The 22197-nt window shown below is 37.5% G+C and carries 21 protein-coding genes; all 21 read left to right on the top strand.

Annotated elements, in window-relative coordinates; all coding sequences use genetic code 11:
* The first annotated feature begins 294 nt into the window (after positions 1-294).
* Positions 295-1170, top strand: coding sequence for a dipicolinic acid synthetase subunit A (gene dpaA / locus RVS70_RS12520; RefSeq protein WP_026680943.1), 876 nt, complete (start codon positions 295-297; stop codon positions 1168-1170).
* 27 nt (positions 1171-1197) lie between these two features.
* A complete protein-coding gene (gene dpaB / locus RVS70_RS12515) occupies positions 1198-1788 on the top strand; it encodes a dipicolinate synthase subunit B (protein ID WP_205388596.1) in 591 nt (196 codons plus the stop codon).
* A 64-nt stretch (positions 1789-1852) separates the two neighbouring features.
* Positions 1853-2905, top strand: a complete 1053-nt coding sequence (gene asd / locus RVS70_RS12510) for an aspartate-semialdehyde dehydrogenase (RefSeq protein WP_026680945.1) — start codon at positions 1853-1855, stop codon at positions 2903-2905.
* A gap of 10 nt (positions 2906-2915) precedes the next feature.
* Complete coding sequence (dapG, locus tag RVS70_RS12505; protein WP_121605213.1) at positions 2916-4139, top strand: aspartate kinase; 1224 nt, start codon at positions 2916-2918, stop codon at positions 4137-4139.
* A 23-nt stretch (positions 4140-4162) separates the two neighbouring features.
* Positions 4163-5035 carry a 4-hydroxy-tetrahydrodipicolinate synthase gene (gene dapA / locus RVS70_RS12500; RefSeq protein WP_026680947.1) on the top strand — a complete coding sequence of 291 codons (873 nt, stop codon included), beginning with the start codon at positions 4163-4165 and terminating at the stop codon, positions 5033-5035.
* A 222-nt stretch (positions 5036-5257) separates the two neighbouring features.
* The gene (locus RVS70_RS12495) at positions 5258-5986 is read left to right on the top strand and encodes a ClpP family protease (RefSeq protein ID WP_026680948.1); all 729 of its coding nucleotides are present in this window, start codon (positions 5258-5260) and stop codon (positions 5984-5986) included.
* Positions 5983-6210, top strand: a complete 228-nt coding sequence (locus RVS70_RS12490) for a YlzJ-like family protein (RefSeq protein WP_026680949.1) — start codon at positions 5983-5985, stop codon at positions 6208-6210. Before RVS70_RS12495 ends, RVS70_RS12490 begins: the two co-directional genes overlap by 4 nt.
* A gap of 168 nt (positions 6211-6378) precedes the next feature.
* The gene (locus tag RVS70_RS12485) at positions 6379-8658 is read left to right on the top strand and encodes an FtsK/SpoIIIE family DNA translocase (RefSeq protein WP_121605212.1); all 2280 of its coding nucleotides are present in this window, start codon (positions 6379-6381) and stop codon (positions 8656-8658) included.
* A 238-nt stretch (positions 8659-8896) separates the two neighbouring features.
* Positions 8897-9622 carry a GntR family transcriptional regulator gene (locus tag RVS70_RS12480; RefSeq protein WP_121605211.1) on the top strand — a complete coding sequence of 242 codons (726 nt, stop codon included), beginning with the start codon at positions 8897-8899 and terminating at the stop codon, positions 9620-9622.
* A gap of 189 nt (positions 9623-9811) precedes the next feature.
* Complete coding sequence (locus RVS70_RS12475) at positions 9812-10903, top strand: BMP family lipoprotein (protein WP_026680952.1); 1092 nt, start codon at positions 9812-9814, stop codon at positions 10901-10903.
* Positions 10904-11056: 153 nt separating this feature from the next.
* The gene (locus RVS70_RS12470; protein WP_026680953.1) at positions 11057-12586 is read left to right on the top strand and encodes an ABC transporter ATP-binding protein; all 1530 of its coding nucleotides are present in this window, start codon (positions 11057-11059) and stop codon (positions 12584-12586) included.
* A complete protein-coding gene (locus RVS70_RS12465) occupies positions 12583-13629 on the top strand; it encodes an ABC transporter permease (RefSeq protein WP_121605210.1) in 1047 nt (348 codons plus the stop codon). The genes RVS70_RS12470 and RVS70_RS12465 overlap by 4 nt, the downstream gene beginning before the upstream one ends.
* Positions 13630-14589: an ABC transporter permease gene (locus RVS70_RS12460; RefSeq protein ID WP_026680955.1), complete on the top strand. Its 960-nt coding sequence runs from the start codon at positions 13630-13632 to the stop codon at positions 14587-14589.
* 127 nt (positions 14590-14716) lie between these two features.
* The gene (gene yfmF, locus RVS70_RS12455; protein ID WP_321133524.1) at positions 14717-16018 is read left to right on the top strand and encodes an EF-P 5-aminopentanol modification-associated protein YfmF; all 1302 of its coding nucleotides are present in this window, start codon (positions 14717-14719) and stop codon (positions 16016-16018) included.
* Positions 16011-17294 (top strand): EF-P 5-aminopentanol modification-associated protein YfmH, encoded by a 1284-nt coding sequence (gene yfmH / locus RVS70_RS12450; RefSeq protein ID WP_321133522.1) that lies wholly within the window; start codon positions 16011-16013, stop codon positions 17292-17294. The genes yfmF and yfmH overlap by 8 nt, the downstream gene beginning before the upstream one ends.
* 5 nt (positions 17295-17299) lie before the next feature.
* A complete protein-coding gene (ymfI, locus tag RVS70_RS12445; protein ID WP_121605207.1) occupies positions 17300-18013 on the top strand; it encodes an elongation factor P 5-aminopentanone reductase in 714 nt (237 codons plus the stop codon).
* Positions 18014-18118: 105 nt separating this feature from the next.
* Complete coding sequence (locus RVS70_RS12440; protein ID WP_321133519.1) at positions 18119-18379, top strand: DUF3243 domain-containing protein; 261 nt, start codon at positions 18119-18121, stop codon at positions 18377-18379.
* Between the two features lie 174 nt (positions 18380-18553).
* Complete coding sequence (locus RVS70_RS12435) at positions 18554-19345, top strand: YmfK family protein (protein ID WP_321133517.1); 792 nt, start codon at positions 18554-18556, stop codon at positions 19343-19345.
* Between the two features lie 17 nt (positions 19346-19362).
* A complete protein-coding gene (locus tag RVS70_RS12430) occupies positions 19363-20262 on the top strand; it encodes a helix-turn-helix domain-containing protein (protein ID WP_321133516.1) in 900 nt (299 codons plus the stop codon).
* A gap of 73 nt (positions 20263-20335) precedes the next feature.
* A complete protein-coding gene (gene pgsA / locus RVS70_RS12425; protein ID WP_026680962.1) occupies positions 20336-20914 on the top strand; it encodes a CDP-diacylglycerol--glycerol-3-phosphate 3-phosphatidyltransferase in 579 nt (192 codons plus the stop codon).
* Positions 20911-22158: a competence/damage-inducible protein A gene (locus RVS70_RS12420; RefSeq protein ID WP_121605204.1), complete on the top strand. Its 1248-nt coding sequence runs from the start codon at positions 20911-20913 to the stop codon at positions 22156-22158. Before pgsA ends, RVS70_RS12420 begins: the two co-directional genes overlap by 4 nt.
* Positions 22159-22197: the final 39 nt, after the last annotated feature.

The raw sequence follows: 22197 nt of genomic DNA, 5'->3' as shown, positions 1-22197 counted from the left end.
ACGGAAAGGGAAGTGGGCAGCCGGAGTGGTGGTCAAGCAGTAGCTATTATTCCATAATAGCTACTAGAGGAAGCGTAAATCTGAGCATTTAGTGATACGGACTGAGCGAATTTTGCTCAGTTTTTCTTACTCACGATACAAAATCAAATAACTTTTTTATAGGCTGGTGTCTCGGGTGAGATATCAGCCTTTTTTCCTGTCCTTTTTGCTAACTCCCAATCACTAACACGCTCGAGGCACATAAGCTATAAAGGAATACTAAACAAATTGTACGTTTGGAGGGAGTCAACAAGAATGAGTCAAACAATTGCAGTTATCGGTGGAGATGCCCGTTATCTGGAATTAATTCGGCAGCTTCAATCCTTGACTGATACTACCATTGTCCTTGTTGGATTTGACAAATTAGAGCAAGGATTTACGGGTTTAAAACAATTAGATGTACATGAATTAATCCCAGGTCAATTAGATGCTGTTATATTACCTATAACGGGCATAGATAACGAAGGCCGTGTCGAAGCGGTATTTTCGGAAAAACCGATTTATCTAACAGCAGAATGGTTTAAAGAGCTTCCCAGCTCCTCAATCGTATTTACTGGAATTACAAACGATTATTTAAGAGATGTTATAAAGCAAGCAAATATAAAACTTGTACCATTATTAGATAGAGATGATGTAGCAATTTATAATTCCATTCCTACTGCAGAAGGCACCATTATGATGGCAATTGAACATACGGACTTTACCATTCATTCCTCTCGAGTCATGGTAGTAGGTTTTGGAAGGGTTGGCAATACAGTAGCTAATAAGTTCTCATCACTTGGTGCAAAGGTCTCTGTAAGCGCAACAAGAATTAAAGACTTAGCACGAATAACAGAAATGGGGTTATCTGCTGTTCCTCTTGAAGAATTGTCTACGAAAATGCATAACTGTGACTTACTAATAAACACAATACCTGCTCCCGTAATCGAAAAAGAGGCAATTAAACATTTACCTTCACATGCAGTGATTATTGACTTAGCCTCCAAGCCAGGAGGTACTGATTTTAAATATGCAGAACAGCGTGGAATCAAGGCAATACTTGCTCGGAGTTTGCCAGGAATTGTAGCGCCTAAAACTGCTGGGAAAATTTTGGCAGATGTGGTGAAGCAATTCGTTCAAAAAACGAAATAAGTATTAATTTACTGGGAGGTTATACAAATGGATTTATCGGGTAAAAGAATAGGGTTTGGCTTGACGGGTTCGCATTGCACATATGATCAAGTATTCCCTCAAATAGAACGATTAATTGAATTAAATGCTGATGTAATACCGATCGTAACTTATACAGTAAGGACAACTGATACAAAGTTTGGGAAAGCGGAGGACCATATTGGAAAAATAGAATCCATAACAGGAAAGCAAGTTATTTCTACGATGCCAGAGGCAGAACCATTAGGACCGAAAATGCCTCTGGATTGTATGGTCATTGCACCGTTAACTGGTAATTCCTTAAGTAAGCTGGCAAACGCATTAACGGATTCTCCAGTTTTAATGGCAGCAAAAGCAACCATGCGAAACCAGCAACCAGTTGTATTAGGTGTTTCAACAAATGATGCGCTAGGTTTAAATGGCGTAAATTTGATGCGCTTGATGGCGAGTAAATTTATCTATTTCATTCCTTATGGACAGGATGATCCATATAAAAAACCAAATTCGCTTGTGGCTAAGATGGACCTATTGCCCGAAACGATAGAATCTGCATTAGAATTTAAGCAACTTCAGCCGGTTATTGTTCCTCATAACAGCTGAACTATGATAAAATGATAAGCTAGAAGTCTATTAAACTTGTTTTATGAAGGGAGCAATAGGAAAAATGCCACAAAAAACAGCATATGATGTAGCTGTCGTAGGAGCAACAGGTGCAGTTGGGCAAAAAATAATCCAATTACTAGAAGAAAAGGATTTTCCAATAAATGAGTTAAAGCTGTTGTCTTCCAAAAGATCAGCGGGATCGAAACAACGATTTAAAGAAAAAGAATTAACAGTAGAAGAAGCAACTCCCGAAAGTTTTTCTGGGGTCGATATTGCTTTGTTTTCCGCTGGAGGTTCCGTTTCTAAAGCATTGGCTCCAGAAGCAGTAAAACGAGGAGCTGTTGTTGTTGATAATACGAGTGCTTTTCGTATGGATGAAAATGTACCGCTGGTAGTACCAGAAGTAAATAAAGCTGATCTACAGAATCATGAAGGTATTATCGCTAATCCGAACTGTTCAACTATTCAGATGGTAGCAGCTCTAAAACCACTTAAAGATGCTTTTGGCTTAGAGAGAGTTATTGTTTCAACATATCAAGCAGTTTCAGGCGCAGGTAATCAAGCTAATATGGAATTGGAACAGCAATCGAAGGATTATTTGGATAATAAAGAAATGGAAGCAAGTCTTCTTCCGGTAAAAGGAGATAAGAAGCACTTCCCAATTGCTTTTAATGCACTGCCTCAAATAGATGTATTTCAGGATAATGGGTATACGTTTGAGGAAATGAAAATGATCAATGAAACGAAAAAAATTATGCATGCACCGGAATTGTCAGTAGCGGCTACTTGTGTCCGTTTGCCTTTCTTTACATCACATGCAGAAAGTGTATATATCGAGGTTAATAAAGAAGGGGTAACGGTAGCGGATTTATGGAATGAATTAAAGCATGCAGAAGGTGTTATCTTAGAAGATGATCCATCTGCACAGCTATATCCAACTCCATTGAGTGCGTCCAATAAAGAAGCGGTGTTTGTTGGTCGAGTAAGAAAAGATCCGGATAAAGAGAATGGTTTTCATCTTTGGGTTGTATCCGACAACCTAATGAAGGGTGCTGCATGGAATACAGTACAAATAGCACAATCATTAATAGAAAATAACTGGCTGCAGCGATAGAGGTGTTACCATGAATATACTCGTTCAAAAATTTGGCGGTACTTCTGTACAGTCTGAAGAAAACAGGGAACATGTAATTAAACATATAAAAGATGCATTAGTGCAAGACTATAAACTGGTCGTTGTTGTTTCGGCATTGGGAAGAAAACCAGATCCATATGCAACGGATACGCTACTAGGTTTAGTTGATTTTCCAGCGAACAAGAATTCTTCTCGCGAATTAGATATGCTTATGTCATGTGGGGAAATTATCTCCTCCGTTGTATTATCAAATGAACTACAGAAGCATCATATTACTGCTACAGCGTTAACAGGTGCACATGCGGGCTTTGTAACATCTGATGATTTTACTCAAGCAAAAATCAAGGAAGTACAACCTGAGCGAATTTTACAGGAATTAAAAACCTATGATGTTGTAGTAGTAGCAGGCTTTCAAGGAATAACTCCTAGTGGAGATATAACTACAATTGGAAGAGGTGGAAGCGATACGACTGCTGCTGCTTTAGGAGTTGCATTAAATGCTGAGCGAATAGAGATATTTACTGATGTAAATGGAATCATGACTGCTGATCCACGTGTAGTTGAAAAAGCCAGGCCACTAGACGTTGTTACGTATTCAGAGATCTGTAATTTAGCATATCAAGGTGCAAAGGTGATTCATCCTAGAGCTGTAGAAATAGCAATGCAGGCTAAAATTCCTATGAGAGTAAGGTCGACATATTCACAAGAAGGAGGAACACTTGTTACTTCTTCAAGAGTGGAAGGAATGGATGTAGCTGATAGATTGATTACTGGTATTGCTCATATTGCCAACATTACACAAATACGTGTTCAAACAAAAGAAGAAGCTTATCGAATGCAGTCTGATGTATTTAAGGCTATGGCTGAGGCAGGAATTTCTGTAGATTTTATTACAATATCACCAACTGGAGTTATTTACACTGTACCAAATGCTTTTGCAGACAAAGCAGTTCATATATTAGAAACATTAGGTTTTCATCCGGAAATTACGGGGAACTGTGCAAAGGTATCAGCAGTAGGTGCAGGTATGACTGGTGTGCCAGGAGTAGCAGCAAAAATAGTGCAGGCATTAACTGATGCAGATGTGCAAATTCTACAGTCTGCTGATAGTCATACAACCATATGGGTGCTTGTGCATGACAGAGATTTAAAAACTGCAGTCAATGCGCTGCACGATGTGTTTGAATTAAGCGATGCAGGCAGTCCTGCTTAATCAACAGAAAAAAGGTGATAAGAATGAATTTTGGTCAGGTATTAACAGCAATGGTTACGCCATTCGATGCCAAAGGGAATATTGATTTTAATCAGACAGAAATACTCATTGAGTATTTACTTGATAATGGCACGGATGGTTTAGTAGTTGCAGGTACAACAGGAGAATCCCCAACTTTAACAACCGAAGAAAAAATTAGCCTGTTTAACCATGTCGTAAAAACAGTTAATAATCGTGTACCTGTTATTGCCGGGACTGGAAGTAATAATACGCAGGCTTCTATTGCGTTAACAAAAGAGGCTGAACGTTGTGGTGTAGATGCTATAATGCTTGTAGCACCGTACTATAATAAACCGAATCAACAAGGTTTATATGAACATTTTAAAACAATTGCTATGGAAACATCCTTACCTGTAATGCTTTACAATATTCCAGGTCGGTCTATTGTAAATATAACTGCAGAAACAACAATTGCGTTAAGTAAAATAGACAACATTGTTTCAATAAAAGAAGCTAGTGGAGATTTAGATCAAGTATCAGAAATAATTGAAGCTACTAACGATACGTTTAGTGTTTACAGTGGAGATGATAGTATGACATTACCGTTACTTTCTATCGGAGGGGCGGGGGTTATTTCTGTTGCTTCTCATATAATTGGTCAAGAAATGCAGCAAATGGTTAATTTATACAATCAAGGTGATACGAAAGGAGCTGCAAAGCTACATCGTAAACTTTTACCTGTTATGAAGGGACTATTTACAGCTCCATCGCCATCCCCTGTAAAAGCAGCATTACGTATGAAAGGAATAGATTCTGGAGCATTACGATTACCACTTGTCAGTATTTCAGAAACAGAAGAACGAAACCTTAAAAATATTATAGAGCGTATTAATTAAAGCCTGTAGGCTGTCGAGAAAAGTCTCGACAGCCTTTATTAATGGCTTAGAAAACCCCTGGCTATGCTGGGGGCTAGAGAGTTTATAGCATGGTAAATAAAAAAAACTCATTTCATAGTAGGATATAGTTGGTTTGGATTGAAGTTTCACTTTATTCTTATGCATGAGGAAATCATTTACGTTCATACTAAGAGAAGTTATAACAATAAGGAGTGTACGTAAATGAATAAAGAACCGGAAAAGAAAGATGATCAGAATCAAGAGGCTAATCCATCTGCATTGGTTCAAAAAATTCAGCAGTTAGGTCAATCAAATGTACCACAAGCTCCAGATTCTAATATTCATGTACTATCAATCATTGGACAAGTAGAAGGTCATGTGCAATTACCGCCGCAGAATAAGACGACAAAGTATGAACATTTGCTTCCGCAATTAATAGCTATAGAACAAAATCCTAAAATAGAAGGTGTAATTCTTTTACTTAATACAGTTGGTGGCGATGTAGAGGCAGGGCTTGCCCTCTCTGAAATGATTGCATCCTTGTCGAAGCCGACTGTTTCGATTGTACTTGGGGGTGGACATTCAATTGGTGTACCGATTGCTGTAGCAACTAATTACTCATTTATTGCTCCCACTGCAACAATGACGATTCATCCAGTTCGCTTAACCGGACTTGTCATTGGTGTACCACAAACATTTGAATACCTTGATGAAATGCAGAATCGCGTTGTTAATTTCGTTGTTCATCACTCAAATATAAAAGAGGAGAAGTTTAAAGATCTTATGTTCGCTAAAGGAAACCTAACAAGGGATATTGGTACGAATGTTGTAGGGAAAGATGCAGTAGACTATGGACTAATTGATGATGTTGGTGGTGTGAAAGAGGCGATGGAGAAAGTCACTGAGCTGATTAAGAATAGACAGAATGCGGAAAATCAGGTGATACAATGATTTTATATACGCCGCTTTCAAAAGAAGATATCTTTCCTCCATCCCCATCTGAGCATACGAATAGACATATGATCTCGTTCGAAGGTAGATACATGTATTGTCAACAAAAAACAGATGGTTCTTTGGAAGTCTTACAGTTACTTTCCTCAGATCCGCAAGATTTTTTAAATGAAAACTATGCACCTGGAACCATCTTGCCTAATACAAACATCAAAGACAATTAATTCCTCGTTGCTTTTTTTCATTAAATTTGCATCGATTCGTTACTGTTATTATTAAATTGGTGTTTTATGGTATAATTGAAATAAATGCATCGTGAAAAAACCCTTGTCATTTTTTCGACAGGGGTTTATTCTTCATGTATACTTGCCAAGATCGATTGGGGTGAAATAATGGCAAAGAAACGAAAAAAACGAAAGAGTAAGTTTAAAAAACAACTCAAATTTGAGTTACTCGGTCTCTTGTTTATATTTTTAGGGATATTTGGTAGTGGTGCAAGTGCTATTAGTGACGGAGCTATTCCGGGAGGATTAGAGCACTTATTTCGCTTCTTTTTAGGTATATGGTACTTTGCTGCGTCTGTATTGTTGTTAATTACAGGAATGATTTTAGTAGCAAAGCGAAGATTTCCGGATTTTGCAAACAAAAAACTTGTAGGGTTTTATATTGTTTTTTGCGGCATATTGTTACTCACACACATTCAGATGTTCGATCAGGTAATAGCTTCAGATAGTCAGCTTTCTATTATTGGTACAACATGGGAAAATTACGCTGCATATCTTGAAAATCAATTGTCATCTGGCTATTTGGGTGGTGGAATGGCAGGTGCTCTATTACTCACCTTCACGTACTATTTATTCTCCTTAGCAGGTGCTAAAATCGTTGCTGTTTTTTCCATTGTTATTGGGATCATATTTATGACGGAATTGTCAATAGGTGATATCTTTTCAAAGCTTTGGAAGAAAGTTGGCGGTTCTTTTGCTAGATATAAAGCCGCTTGGAAGGAAAAGCGTGCAAATAAGCAACTTCCAGAAGTGAACCATCCAGTTGATACAGATGCTGATGAACCTGAAGTTGATGAGGTGGTATATCATACGGAGGAAGAGCCAGTCATTCAAGACTTTACAGATGTTGCATATACCCCTCATACTCCGCAAGCTGATCAAGGCAAAAAAACTGTACAGCCAGAAGCAGACAACGGGGAAGAGGATACACTTGAAAATATGCCAATGACTGAAACGGAAAACTATGAATATGTATTACCTTCCATGCAACTATTAGCAGAGCCAGCACATAATTCCCAACAACAGGAAAAGTCACAGATTCAAGCTACTGTTCGAAAATTAGAGCGTACGTTTAATAGTTTTGGGGTGAAGGCTAGGGTAACAAAGGTTCATGTTGGACCAGCAGTAACGAAATATGAAGTATATCCAGAAGCAGGCGTGAAAGTAAGTAAGATTGTTAGTTTGCATGATGATCTGGCCCTGGCATTGGCTGCAAAGGATATTCGAATCGAAGCACCAATTCCAGGTAAATCCGCCGTAGGTATTGAAGTACCCAATCAGGAAGTAGCCATGGTATCTTTACGAGAGGTACTAGATAGTATGGTTAATAAACAAGCTTCTAAACTGCTTTTTGCTTTAGGTAGAGATATATCTGGAGACGCCGTAGTTTCAGAGTTAAATAAGATGCCACATTTACTAATAGCAGGTGCAACAGGAAGTGGTAAAAGTGTCTGCGTGAACGGAATCATTACTACGATCTTGATGCGAACCAAACCACATGAAGTGAAAATGATGATGATTGACCCGAAGAAAGTGGAATTAAATGTGTATAATGGCATCCCACATTTGCTAGCTCCAGTTGTGACTGATCCGAAAAAGGCTTCTAGAGCATTGAAAAAGGTTGTATCCGAAATGGAACGACGCTATGAACTATTCTCTGATACAGGAACTAGAAATATTGAAGGATATAATGAATACATAAGGAAGCATAATCTACATGCTGATGAAACACAGCCGAACCTTCCTTATATAGTAGTTTTAGTAGATGAATTAGCCGATTTAATGATGGTTGCTTCAAATGATGTGGAAGATTCCATTACGCGCTTAGCGCAAATGGCTAGAGCAGCAGGTATTCATTTAATTATTGCCACACAAAGACCTTCTGTTGATGTTATAACAGGTGTTATCAAAGCGAATATCCCTTCTCGTATTGCCTTTAGTGTTTCTTCTACAACTGATTCAAGAACAATTCTGGATTCAGGGGGAGCAGAAAAGCTACTTGGCAGAGGGGATATGTTGTTCTTACCAGTAGGAGCATCAAAGCCGACACGTGTACAAGGTGCATTTTTATCTGATGAAGAAGTAGAACGAATTGTTGATCATTGTATTGATCAGCAAAAGGCTTCATACCAAGAGGAAATGATTCCAGAAGAAACGAATGAAGTTGTAGATGAAGTGGACGATGAACTATATGATGATGCCGTTCAACTCATAACGGAAATGCAAAGCGCAAGTGTTTCGATGCTACAGCGAAGATTTAGAATTGGCTATACAAGAGCGGCAAGATTGATTGATGCTATGGAGCAACGTGGAATTGTTGGGCCTTATGAAGGGAGTAAACCGCGAACTGTATTAATCAGTCAATCAGCAGAGGAGCAATCTTCATAGGTTTTATTGAACCGTATAAAGTCTGTGCAAACAGCTTTATACGGTTTTTTGTAATGAGCAAAACAATCAGTGGAAAAATGTCTATTAATGTCGAAATAGGAAGATTATTTTTAAGAAATATGTCCTATAGCTATTTATTTATCTTAAGATTAATGGTATGATTTATGACGAACAAACGAGTCATACGTCAGATGTCGGATTTCTTGATGTTTGTAAATATTGGATGGGGGGATATAGCTTGTCGATTAAAACCGATGCAAGACATTTGTATTTACAAGTAATTGATGAAATTAAACGAGATATTGAAAAGGGGAAATATAAGGAAAAGGAGAAGCTACCTTCGGAATTTCAATTATCTAAGCTTCTTGGTGTTTCTCGTGCGACACTTAGAGAAGCATTGCGCATCCTTGAAGAAGATAATATCGTAACGCGAAGACATGGTGTAGGTACATTTGTTAACCCTAAACCTATTTTTTCATCAGGTATCGAACAATTAACAAGTGTGACATCAATGATCGAGAAATCTGGAAAGATTGCGGGTTCGCAATACTTATCTACAGATGTGCAAGATGCTACAGACGATGAAAAGAGTAGATTTGCTCCGAAATCAGTAAAGCGTTTAGCGAAGATTGAACGGGTTCGAACAGCGGATTGTAAACCTGTCGTTTTCTGTATCGATAAGATTCCAGAAGATTTAATACCACTTAATCGTGTACATAAAGAAGATTCCATCTTTAAACTTATGGAGGAATACGCGAATAAACGAGTAGCTTATGCAGTGACTTATATTGAACCGATTGGATATCATGATCGAATTTATAACATTTTAGACTGTCATCCAGAACAAACCTTATTACTCCTAAAACAAATGCACTATACAGAAGAGGATGAGGCAGTATTATATTCAGCAAACTATTTTCGATCTGATATGTTCAGCTTTCACGTGTTAAGAAAGCGTTTGTAAAATGTAGTTGAATGAATGTATGAAAGTAGTACATGATAAAAAATGAAGCGTATCCATTTGTGAAACGGCTTTCATTTTTTATGCTGAATTTTCCCGCTTTTGTGAATTATATCGAGGGGGTGGTTATAGCGTAGTTATTGAAGTAGGAAGTACTTATGATGTTTATAAAAATAATAGGGGGTTTAATCAATGAAGAAGCGTAAGTTTTTATTATTCTTTGCTGTTATTGCTAGTTTTAGTATGGTGTTAGCAGCTTGTGGAACTTCAAATGATAAGGAAGCAGACAAGGGAAGTGAAAAAGGCGAGTCAACGGATTATTCAGCAGCTATTGTTACCGATGAGGGTGGAGTAGATGATAAATCCTTTAACCAATCTTCATGGGAAGGGTTAAAGGCTTGGGGAGAGGAGCATGGACTTTCAAAAGGAAATGGGTTCGACTATGCGCAATCCTCAGATGAATCTGATTATCTTCCAAACTTAACAAGAATGACAAAAGAAGGCTATGATTTAATCTTTGGAGTTGGCTTTTTGCTTCAAGATTCGATAACTAAAGTGGCAAAACAAAATCCTGAAACGAATTATGCGATCGTTGACACAGTTGTTGAAGCACCCAATGTTGCTAGTTTAACCTTTGCCGAACACGAGGGATCATTCTTGGCTGGCGTTGCAGCAGCTATGAAAACAAAAACAAATAAATTAGGATTTATTGGTGGCGTTGATTCTGATTTAATTAATAAATTTGAAGCTGGATTTGTAGCTGGTGCTAAATCAGTAAATCCAGCAATCGAAATTGACATTCAATACGTAGGGAATTTCAGTTCTGCTGCAGACGGAAAGCTGATTGCTACGCGTATGTATAATGATGATGCCGACATTATTTATCATGCTGCTGGTGCTGCAGGAAATGGTGTATTTGCTCAAGCTAAAGATATTAAACAAAATGATCCAGAACGTGATATTTGGGTTATTGGTGTGGATCGCGATCAACACGAAGAGGGGAAAATTGGCGATCATAATGTAACATTTACATCAATGGTCAAGCGTGTAGATTTATCCGTACAAAAAGTAAGTAACATGGGACTAGAAGGAGATTTCCCAGGTGGAAAAATTCTTGAATTTGGGTTATCTGATGATGGCGTATTCTTAGCTAAAACAAATGAAGATGCAATAACAGACGAAATCGTTTCAGCTGTGGACGACTGGAAAGAAAAAATTATTAAGGGCGATGTAGATGTTCCACAAACAAGAGATGAACTGAAGACATTCGAGGAATCTTTATAGAACAATAATGAAGAGGCTGGTTGAACAGCCTCTTTGCATGTAATGTAAGCTGGAAGAAAGGTTAGCAACGGAAGCGAAATTCCAGCCCTCTTCCGTTGCTAGTTTTTCTGATAGCATGTAATGATTACTTGAATATTAAAGGAGTGAAGTCCCATGGATTATGTAATAGAAATGCTGAATATTCGGAAAGAATTCCCGGGGATAGTGGCTAATGATGACATTACTGTTCAACTTAAAAAGGGAGAAATACATGCTCTGCTAGGAGAAAATGGTGCTGGAAAGTCAACGTTAATGAATGTACTGTTCGGATTGTATCAGCCTGAGCTAGGTGAAATACGTGTCAAAGGAAAAAAGGTAAATATTGCAGATCCAAATGTTGCCAATCAATTAGGTATCGGTATGGTTCATCAACATTTTATGCTAGTAGAACCGTTTACGGTAACGCAAAATATTATTCTCGGTAGTGAGCCTACGAAGCACGGTAAGATTAATATAAAAAAAGCAGAACGAGAAGTTCAGGAGTTATCTGATCGTTATGGCTTACAGGTTGATGCTACAGCAAAGATAAGCGATATTTCGGTAGGTATGCAGCAACGGGTAGAAATCTTAAAGACACTATATCGTGGTGCTGATGTTTTAATCTTTGATGAACCAACTGCTGTACTTACTCCTCAAGAAATTAAAGAGTTGATGGAGATAATGAAAGCATTAATAGCAGAAGGCAAATCTATCATTCTAATAACACATAAACTAAAAGAGATTATGCAAATTTGTGACCGTTGTACAGTTATTCGTAAAGGAAAAGGAATTGGTACTGTAAATGTAGCGGAAACAAATGTAACCGAATTGGCCGCGCTTATGGTTGGAAGAGATGTCTCTTTTAAAACGGAAAAGAAAACCGCTGAACCTACTAATACAGTCTTAGAAATTAAAGATTTATTCGTAAAAGATTCAAGAAAGGTAAACATGGTTAAGGGCTTGAATCTAGACGTACGTGCCGGAGAAATTGTAGGGATAGCAGGGGTAGATGGCAATGGACAGTCAGAATTGATTGAAGCAATCACTGGATTAAAAAAAACAAACGCTGGAAGTATTCGGTTAAATGAAAAGGAAATTTCTAATTTATCCCCACGTAAAGTAACAGAAAGTGGAGTTGGTCATATACCTCAGGACCGACACAAGTTTGGGCTAGTATTGGATTTTCCTATTGGCGAAAATATTGTGTTACAGACTTATTACAAAAACCCCTATTCTAAATATAAGATTCTTAATTATAAAGAAATCTATCAAAAGGCAGAAAGTCTAATTTCCGAATATGATGTTCGAACTCCTAGTGCTTATACAAAAGCAAGGGCGCTGTCTGGTGGAAATCAGCAAAAGGCGATTATTGCAAGGGAAGTTGACCGTTCTCCAGCTTTGTTAATTGCTGCACAGCCAACTAGAGGACTTGATGTAGGAGCGATAGAGTTTATTCATCGCAAACTGATTGAAGAACGTGATAAAGGAAAGGCAATCTTACTCGTATCTTTCGAATTAGATGAGATATTAGATGTCAGTGATCGAATCGCCGTCATTTTTGATGGGAAAATTGTAGCAAATGTGTCACCAGAAAATACGAATGAACAGGAATTAGGGTTATTAATGGCTGGCAGTAACCAAGAAAAGGCAGGTGATAATCAATGAATTCGAACAAGTGGTTCAATATTCTAGTTCCTATTATTTCTGTTTTTATTGGTATACTTGCAGGAGCAATCATTATGCTTGGATTCGGGTATAATCCGATTCAAGGTTATGTCGCCCTGTTTAATGGAGCATTTGGAGACCCTTATTTCTTTGGTGAAACAATTCGACAGACAACTCCTTATATATTAACTGGACTCGCTATCGCATTTGCTTTTAGGACGGGGTTATTCAATATAGGAGCAGAGGGCCAGGTTATTGTTGGATGGCTAGCTGCTGTGTGGATAGGTACAACGGTAGAGGCACCTATGATCATTCATATACCATTAGCGCTTATCGTCGCTGCATTAGCTGGAGCTATTTGGGGGTTTATTCCTGGGGTATTAAAGGCGAGGCTTGGTGTTCATGAAGTAATTGTTACCATCATGATGAATTATATTGCCCTTTATAGTGCAAATGCAATTATCCGTAACGTACTAACTAATAATGCTGATAAAACAGAGATGATCGCACCAAGTGCATCTTTAGCTTCTGAATGGTTAGAAGGATTAACGTATTTTTCAAGGATGCATTATGGGATTTTAATTGCTCTATTTGCTGCAATGATCATGTGGTTTATCATTGAGCGAACGAATATTGGTTATGAGCTTAAATCGGTAGGTTATAATCAACATGCATCGAAATATGCCGGAATGAGCGTTAAACGCAACATCGTTTTGGCAATGGTTATTTCTGGAGCCTTTGCAGGACTAGCTGGTTCTATGGAAGGACTAGGAACCTATGGGAATATGACCGTTAGCTCTGGATTTTCGAATATTGGTTTTGATGGCATAGCAGTTGCGTTGTTGGGAGCTAATAGTGCAATTGGAGTAGTTCTTGCAGCATTTTTATTTGGTGCATTAAAGGTAGGGGCGCTAAATATGCCGACACAGGCGGGCGTTCCAAATGAACTTGTTGATATTATTATTGCATTAATCATTTTCTTTGTTGCATCTAGCTATATTATTCGTTGGATTATACTTCGCTTCAAAAAGGAGGGCAAATAAATGGGGTTTATTGAATTATTACAATCGATCATCCCAACTGCATTATTTTATTCAGCGCCTTTAATATTTACGGCATTGGGCGGAGTGTTTAGTGAGCGATCCGGCGTTGTTAATATTGGTTTGGAAGGGCTTATGGTAATGGGAGCTTTTGTTGGAATTGTCTTCAACTTAACCTTCGCTGATGTCTTCGGTGCATGGACACCATGGTTATCTATCGTCGTCGCAATGGTGATTTCTGCATTATTTTCGGTTATTCATGCAGTTGCTTCCGTATCATTTCGCGCTGACCAAGTTGTTAGTGGGGTTGCAATTAATTTTTTAGCGTTAGGGTTAGGTGTTTTCTTAACGAAGCAGTGGTATGATAAAGGGCAAACAGATATGGTTAGTCAGCCATTCTATACGACAGATGTTCCATTATTAGCGGATATACCTATCATCGGTCCAATTTTCTTTCAAGGGATTTATATTACTTCATATGTAGCTATCGTATTAGCGCTTATTGCATGGTACATTCTATATAAAACACCATTTGGTTTACGACTTCGCGCAGTCGGAGAACATCCGATGGCTGCAGATACAAATGGGATTAATGTATATAAATTACGTTATGTAGCAGTAATTATATCTGGGGCCATGGGTGGATTAGGTGGAGCTGTTTTTGCATTAACTATCGCGCTTAATTTCTCGCATGCTACAATTGTTGGGCAAGGGTTTATGGCTTTGGCAGCAGTTATTTTTGGGAAATGGCATCCACTTGGTGCGATGGGTGCGGCATTATTCTTCGGTTTTGCCCAGAGTCTCAGTGTAATTGGTGCAGGTATTCCTTTCTTGGCTGATGTACCACAGGTATTCCTGTTAATTGCACCATATGTATTAACGATTCTCGCTTTAGCAGGGTTTATTGGTAGAGCTGAAGCTCCAAGAGCAAACGGAGATCCATATATAAAAGGTAGCAGATAGATAACTATTTCAATCGGATTGCGTCTTATAGTCGCAACCCGGTTTTTTTTGTTTTATAATGGATGACAAATGGAAAATATGTGAAGAATAAAGTTGATAAATCTTAGAGAAATTCAGGAGGATGTTTATGCGCGAAATTTTAGAAACAACGAAAGATGTAAACGGACTACATCTTCATTTTATTCCAAATAAAAAATATAAGACAATTACATTGGTATTGAAATTAAAAGCTCCTTTAAGCAGGGACACGATAACAAAAAGAGCTTTAATTCCTTACATTTTAAAGCAAGGAACCAAAAAGTACCCTTCTAAGCAAAAGCTACAAATGAAATTAGATGATCTCTATGGTGCTTCTATTTCCATCGATGGTGCTAAAAAAGGAGAAAATCATATTATTAGTCTACGTCTTGAAATAGCGAATCAGAAATTTCTCGAGGATACAACGACGATTCTTGATGAAGGAATTAATTTATTGCACGAAATATTATTTGATCCGAATGTAACAAATCAACAATTTGAACAAGCCATTTTTAACAGAGAAAAAGAAACATTAAGACAAAAAATCAATGCATTAAAAGATGACAAAATGAGTTATGCTAATATGCGGTTAATTGATGAAATGTGTAATGGCGAACCATATCAATTACATGTACAAGGTTACGAGGAAGATCTTAATAAACTTAATGAACAGAATTTATTTACTTACTATCAACAGATGCTTAAGGAAGATAGTATTGATCTCTATATACAAGGTGATTTGGACGAAGCGGTTATGGAGAGAAAATTATCCGCTGTATTTCATCGAGACGATCTTGAAGCAGAAAGAATGCAAATTACCAAAAACCCGAAGCCGGCTTCTGTTGAGAAAACCAAGCCTAGAGAAGTTATTGAAACAGATAAAATTCAACAGGCTAAACTGCATATCGGTTATCGAACAAATATTACATTTCAAGATGATGCCTATTATGCATTACATGTATTTAATGGCTTATTCGGAGGTTTTCCTAGCTCTAAATTATTTATAAATGTCAGAGAAAAAAATAGTTTAGCTTACTATGCTGCATCTAGAATGGAAAGTCATAAAGGTCTATTACTCGTATTTAGTGGTATTGCACCAGATGATTTTGAAAAAGCAAGAGATATCATAAGAGAGCAGATGACTGCAATGAAGCAGGGTGACTTTACAGAAAATGAATTAGATGAAACAAAAGCGTTAATATCCAATCAGTTACTAGAAACATTAGATCACCCTCAAGGAACCATAGAATTTTTGTATCAGCAAGTTTTATCTAATAAAAAAGTTGAACCTCTAGCGTTTATTGAACAGATTAAGCGCGTAACGAAAGAGGAAGTCGTTGCTGTTGCGAACAAGCTTGAAGAAGATACTCTCTATTTATTAACAGCAGAGAAAGGAGATTCTAATGAATAAGCATACGTATGAAGAGATCGGTGAAACGATTTACACAAAAAAATTGGAAAATGGCTTGGATGTTATCTTGTTGCCGAAAACAGAAATGGCAAAGACTCATGGATTATTTACGACAAATTATGGTTCGATTGATTTAGAATTTGTTCCTATCGGTAAGGACGAACTCGTAACTGTTCCAGAAGGAGTTGCCCACTTTTTAGAACATAAACTATTCGAAAGTGAGAAGGGTGATGTATTTGCTGACTTCTCCAAACAAGGTGCATCCGCCAATGCTTATACATCGTTTACGAAAACTGCCTATTTATTTACAGCCACCGATCAAATTGAGAAGAATGTAGAAACATTGATCGACTTTGTTCAAGATCCATATTTTACAGAACAATCAGTGGAAAAGGAAAAGGGAATTATTGCACAAGAAATAAACATGTATGATGACCAGCCCGATTGGCAATCTTTTATGGGTACAATAAAAGCAATGTTTAAGCACCATCCAGTTAACGTGGATATTGCAGGTACGGTGGAATCGATTAATAAGATTACAAAAGATGATCTATATACATGCTATAACACGTTTTATCATCCGGAGAATATGACGTTGTTTATTACTGGAAATTTTGATCCCAATCAAATGATGCAGCTAGTTGAACGAAATCAAAACCGCAAAGATTTTAAGGAAGTGAAAGAGTTACGTAGGAATTTCCCAGTAGAACCTCAAGAAGTTGCGACAAAAGAGAAAAAAATAACAATGCCTGTTTCCATTACTAAATGTACAGTTGGTATCAAAGAAGCAAACCTAGACATTTCAAATGAAGCATTTCTGAAAAAGGATCTGCTACAAGGCATGATATTGGACCATTATTTTTCTAAGGGTGGCGAATTTTATCAGCTATTATATGAAGAGCAGTTAATTGATGATAGCTTCTTTTTTGAGACGAATTTAGATCGCAACTTTGGTTATACTTTAATAGGTAGTAATAGTGAGCGGCCTACTGAATTTGCTGATACATTAAAAGAAATGTTACTTCGGATAACGAACGCAAAGCTTACTAGCGAAACATTCGAACGGATAAAAAGAAAAAAAATTGGAAAGTTGCTCCGGAGTATGAATAACTTAGAGACAATGGCTAATTTATATACACATTACCATATTTTGGATTTGGACTTTTTCTCCATATTATCAACAGTGAGAGCTTTAACATTCGAAGATGCTCAGCAATTTATGCAGAACTGGATTAGTGAAGAGCGTTTATCTGTTTGTACAATCGCTGCGGAGTAAATACAATGGGGAAGAATGTTTTAATCGTTGGTGCGAGTGGCGATATTGGTGTGGCAATTGCTAAACAATTGGCAGAGCAAAATTATCAGCTTATTCTTCATTACAATCATAACAAACAGGCACTTGAAGCTTTCCGTAAAAGTATCGAACCGGAAAAAATTCTTTCTATGCTACAAGCAGATTTAAGTAATGCAACTGCTTGCAAGGCCTTTGTTAAGCAGCTCGTTTTCCCTATTGATGCAGTTGTTTTTGCAAGTGGCAAAGCACACTTTGGTTTGTTTCAAGATACACCCGAAGATGTAATGGATGAGATGCTCCAGCTTCACATAAAATCGCCTTGGATGATCGTAAAAGAATTATTACCGTCCATGATTCATACAGGCGGGCAAGTTATTTTTATTACATCTATTTGGGGTGAACAAGGTGCCAGTAATGAAGTCATTTATTCATCTGTAAAAGGTGCACAAAATAGCTTTGTAAAGGCCTTAGCTAAAGAAGTGGGACCGTCGGGCGTTTCGGTAAATGCAATTAGTCCGGGCTATATCGAAACCAAAATGAACCAACATCTTTTAGATGAAGAGAAAGCAGAAATTATAGCTGATATTCCGCTAAATCGAGCTGGGAAGCCAGAAGAAATTGCACATATGACTAGTTTTTTACTTTCCGGGAATAGTAGCTATATTCAAGGAGAAATAATCAATGTTACCGGTGGCTGGTAATCTAGCCAACAGTTTTGATATGTTCACTTTTGTTCCTTCATGCATGTATAAACAAGGAAATAATTCAAATACTATGCATGTAAAAATATTGAAGGAGGAGAAAGTATGTCAGTTCTTGATAACTTTGATTCGTGGAAAAGTTTCCTTGCAAATAAGCTTAATCAAGCACAAGAGCAAGGGATGAGTGAACAAACGATACAAAATATGGCACAAGAGGTCGGCGACTATCTTGCACAAAATGTCGACGCAAAGAATAATGAAGAGGCAATTTTACGTGATTTATGGAATGCCGCTTCACAGGATGAGCAACAAGCTATTGCAAATACAATGGTGAAATTTGTGCAAAATCAAGGCAATACAAAATAGGGACTATTTTGTATTCATTTACGAAGTTGTTTATTATTAAATAAACAGCTTCTTTTTTTTATTTCTTATGATAATCTCTTTTCACTTGGAGTAAAATCCTTTATTATATAGTTATATCGTTAAAATTAAATTGAAGAAGGTCTGTAAAAAAGTTGTCACTTAAAGGAGCTTTTTATGGAGAAGACAGAATGGTATCTTGAATATGAAATTCAAATTAACCGACCTGGTTTACTTGGTGATATTTCGTCGTTATTAGGTATGTTATCCATAAATATTATTACAATTAATGGTGTGGAAAATGCACGTAGAGGTATGCTATTATTGTCGCAATTTGATGAAAATATAACACGCCTAAAATCAATTTTAGAAACAATGGACATGATCAACGTTACTAAACTTCGAAAGCCTAAACTCAGAGATAAAATGGCAGTGCGACATGGAAGATATATACATAGAGATGTTGACGATCGTAAGACCATTCGATTTGTCCGTGATGACCTAGGGCTATTGGTTGATTTTATGGCGGAGTTATATAAAAAAGAAGGTCATAAATTAATTGGGATTCGCGGAATGCCAAGAGTTGGCAAGACGGAGTCAGTTGTAGCAGCTAGTGTTTGTGCAAATAAGCGATGGCTGTTTGTATCCAGTACGTTATTGAAGCAGACAGTTCGTAGTCAATTAATCGAGGGAGAATACAACTCAGATAACATTTATATCATTGATGGAATGGTTTCGACAAGACGTGCTAATGAAAAGCACTGGCAGCTAATTCGAGAGGTTATGCAGCTACCTGCTATAAAGGTAGTTGAACATCCGGATATATTTGTACAATCAACAGAGTATAAAATGGATGACTTTGATTACATTATTGAACTAAGAAGTTATCAGAATGAAGAAATTACGTATGAACCTATTGAAAGACAACAATTTAGTCAAGAAGATGGATTCTCTACGTTCGATTTTTAAAATGGATGGTGTTTGAAATGGAAATTGGAGCAAGGCTAAAGGAAGCAAGGGAGGCAAAGAACCTCTCATTAGAAAGTTTGCAGGAAACAACAAAGATTCAAAAAAGGTATTTACTTGCCATAGAAGAAGGTAATTTACATATTCTACCAGGAAAATTCTATGCAAGAGCATTTATTAAGGAATATGCAAATGCAGTAGGACTTGATCCGGATGAATTGATGGAAGAATTTAAAGAAGAAGTACCGAAAACGGAAGAACCTGATGGAGAGCAGCTAAGTAGGATTCAACGGACTCGTAAGGAGACGAATGCCGAAAAGACTCCTTCAAGCTTTTCGATCTTCCCTACGATCATCGTCGTGTTACTAATTATTGGTATTATCGTAGTTGCCTTGATCTTTATTAATCAAAATATGTCGGGAAATGCTAATAATGAAGAAGTGAAAGAAGACGATAGTGTTGTGATTAATGATGATAAACGTTCAAAACAACCAGCAGAAGAAGATACAAAGAGTGATGAAGAAAATAAAACTGATGAAAGTGATGAAGCTCAGAACGATAAAAATGATGAACCAGAAGCAGCTTTCTCTGTCATAGAGAAAGGTGAAGGAAGTACTCCGGAATCGATTGTTGCCTTCAATTATTCTGGTGAGGAAGTGGAGGCAACTCTTGAAGCTGAAGGGGATACATGGCTTGGTGTTAAATCGGAAGATGGGGAGACGTTCTTTGAAGAGGATATGTTTAATGAGGAAAAATCACCTTTAGAACTGAAGCTTACAGGGAAAGATCGTGTGTTCTTCAAAATCGGTAATGCATCTGTACTTACGATTACGATTAATGGAGTGGAAATGGAATATCCAGTTGACCCACAAACCGTAAGACAAAATATATGGATAGAATTAAATCAAGAAGCTGAATAACTGATAAGCCCTTCCTTTCAACTTGTTGGGAAGGGTTTTAATTTATAGATGCTTACACGAGGAGGATGTATAAATGAATGTACCAAATAAAATAACGTTATCTCGAATACTTTTAATACCAGTTTTTATTATTTTAATGAGTGTGCCATTTGATTGGGGATCGTGGGACATTGGTGAAGCTCAATTACCTCTGACTCATTTTGTTGCTGGATTATTATTTATTGTCGCCGCCGCTACTGATTGGATTGACGGCCACTATGCAAGAAAATACAATTTGGTAACAAATTTAGGTAAATTTTTAGATCCGCTTGCAGATAAGTTACTTGTTTCAGCAGCATTAATCATACTGGTAGAAATGGGGGTAGCTCCAGCATGGGTAGTTATCATTATTATCAGTAGAGAATTTGCAGTCACAGGTCTTAGACTTGTTGCTGCTGGTGAAGGAATTGTTTTAGCAGCTGGGAGTATGGGTAAATTGAAAACGGCAACGCAGATGATTGCTATAGCAGTATTACTACTGCATAATTTTCCGTTTGCCTATATAGGATTTCCATTTGGACAATGGATGCTGTATATTAGCCTGTTCTTTACTATTTTATCTGGGGTTGATTATTTCATGAAAAACTGGCATGTAATGAGGGATTCAAAATGACCAAAAAAGTGAAAGCTGAGATTATTGCTGTAGGAACAGAATTACTGCTCGGTCAGATTGCAAATACGAATGCGCAATGGCTATCGCAGCAACTTGCTCAGTATGGAGTTAACATATATAACCATGTTGTCGTCGGTGATAACCTACGCCGCGTCGAAGAGGCATTTAGACAAGCACATCTGCGATCCGATATTATTTTAGTAACTGGTGGGTTAGGGCCAACAGAAGATGACTTAACAAGAGAGGCTTTTCAAGCATTATCGAATTTATCGATGGTGGAACACAAGCCTTCCATGGATAAAATACAAGCATATTTTCATAAGCAAGACGTTGAGATGACCCCGAATAATCGAAAGCAGGCTCGTGTTTTTGAAACAGCAGATGTTTGGAAAAACAGTGTAGGGATGGCTCCAGGGATGATGGTAACATTTGAAGGTCGGAAATGGATATTTTTACCTGGTGTTCCCAGGGAAATGAAATCACTTGCTATCGAGCATGTATTCCCAACGATTCAGCAAATGGTTAGTCAGCATGAAATCATAAAATCTGTCGTATTAAAATTTATAGGAATAGGTGAGTCCAAGCTAGAACATGAACTGCGGGACATGATTCAAGCCCAGACAAATCCGACTATTGCACCGTTAGCCCAGGATGATGGGATCGTGATTCGGTTAACAGCTAATGGAGAATCAGAGCAACAAGTAGATGAATTACTAGATAAAACCAAATCAAAAATTTTAAATTTAGTAGGTCACTATTTTTATGGAGTCAATCAAGCCACGCTAGAAGGGGAAATTGTAGAACTGCTAAGGAAAGATAGCAAACAACTAGCAACTGCTGAAAGTCTAACAGGAGGACTATTCTCCGGAAAGCTTTCATCTGTTCCTGGTGTTTCTGACGTGTTTCGTGGAGGCATTGTTTCATATAATAACGAGGTAAAACAAAATGTTTTAGGCGTACCACCTCAGGTGATTGAGGAATATGGTGCTATTAGTAAGGAATGTGCTTTAGCAATGGCAAAAAACGCAGCAACGAAACTCAATGCATCCATCGGTATTGGGTTTACTGGAGTTGCTGGACCTTCAGAAACAGAAGGAAAGTCTGTTGGTACAGTATATATTGCTATATATGATCAAGCTGGACATACGATAAGAGAGAAATGTCAATTTCAAGGAGATCGAGATACGATAAGAAGAAGAACTGTTCAGAAAGGTTTAGAGCTTTTGTACAATCATTTAAAATGATAAAGTTAGCAGAATAATTGAATGGATAATTACATAGTT

This window comes from Virgibacillus sp. M23, assembly GCF_034190895.1.
Lineage (GTDB): Bacteria > Bacillota > Bacilli > Bacillales > Amphibacillaceae > Virgibacillus > Virgibacillus salarius.
Note: the sequence above shows the minus strand (reverse complement) of the source record. Positions and strands in the feature narration are given on the sequence as shown.

Bases quoted from the DNA above. Each gene is read 5' to 3' on its own strand.
- RVS70_RS12420 (WP_121605204.1), top strand. From the start codon at position 20,911: ATGACCAAAAAAGTGAAAGCTGAGATTATTGCTGTAGGAACAGAATTA.
- dpaB (WP_205388596.1), top strand. From the start codon at position 1,198: ATGGATTTATCGGGTAAAAGAATAGGGTTTGGCTTGACGGGTTCGCAT.
- yfmF (WP_321133524.1), top strand. From the start codon at position 14,717: ATGCGCGAAATTTTAGAAACAACGAAAGATGTAAACGGACTACATCTT.
- asd (WP_026680945.1), top strand. From the start codon at position 1,853: ATGCCACAAAAAACAGCATATGATGTAGCTGTCGTAGGAGCAACAGGT.
- yfmH (WP_321133522.1), top strand. From the start codon at position 16,011: ATGAATAAGCATACGTATGAAGAGATCGGTGAAACGATTTACACAAAA.
- RVS70_RS12485 (WP_121605212.1), top strand. From the start codon at position 6,379: ATGGCAAAGAAACGAAAAAAACGAAAGAGTAAGTTTAAAAAACAACTC.
- dapG (WP_121605213.1), top strand. From the start codon at position 2,916: ATGAATATACTCGTTCAAAAATTTGGCGGTACTTCTGTACAGTCTGAA.
- RVS70_RS12495 (WP_026680948.1), top strand. From the start codon at position 5,258: ATGAATAAAGAACCGGAAAAGAAAGATGATCAGAATCAAGAGGCTAAT.
- RVS70_RS12470 (WP_026680953.1), top strand. From the start codon at position 11,057: ATGGATTATGTAATAGAAATGCTGAATATTCGGAAAGAATTCCCGGGG.
- RVS70_RS12460 (WP_026680955.1), top strand. From the start codon at position 13,630: ATGGGGTTTATTGAATTATTACAATCGATCATCCCAACTGCATTATTT.
- RVS70_RS12490 (WP_026680949.1), top strand. From the start codon at position 5,983: ATGATTTTATATACGCCGCTTTCAAAAGAAGATATCTTTCCTCCATCC.
- dpaA (WP_026680943.1), top strand. From the start codon at position 295: ATGAGTCAAACAATTGCAGTTATCGGTGGAGATGCCCGTTATCTGGAA.
- RVS70_RS12465 (WP_121605210.1), top strand. From the start codon at position 12,583: ATGAATTCGAACAAGTGGTTCAATATTCTAGTTCCTATTATTTCTGTT.
- dapA (WP_026680947.1), top strand. From the start codon at position 4,163: ATGAATTTTGGTCAGGTATTAACAGCAATGGTTACGCCATTCGATGCC.
- ymfI (WP_121605207.1), top strand. From the start codon at position 17,300: ATGGGGAAGAATGTTTTAATCGTTGGTGCGAGTGGCGATATTGGTGTG.
- RVS70_RS12435 (WP_321133517.1), top strand. From the start codon at position 18,554: ATGGAGAAGACAGAATGGTATCTTGAATATGAAATTCAAATTAACCGA.
- RVS70_RS12430 (WP_321133516.1), top strand. From the start codon at position 19,363: ATGGAAATTGGAGCAAGGCTAAAGGAAGCAAGGGAGGCAAAGAACCTC.
- RVS70_RS12475 (WP_026680952.1), top strand. From the start codon at position 9,812: ATGAAGAAGCGTAAGTTTTTATTATTCTTTGCTGTTATTGCTAGTTTT.
- RVS70_RS12440 (WP_321133519.1), top strand. From the start codon at position 18,119: ATGTCAGTTCTTGATAACTTTGATTCGTGGAAAAGTTTCCTTGCAAAT.
- pgsA (WP_026680962.1), top strand. From the start codon at position 20,336: ATGAATGTACCAAATAAAATAACGTTATCTCGAATACTTTTAATACCA.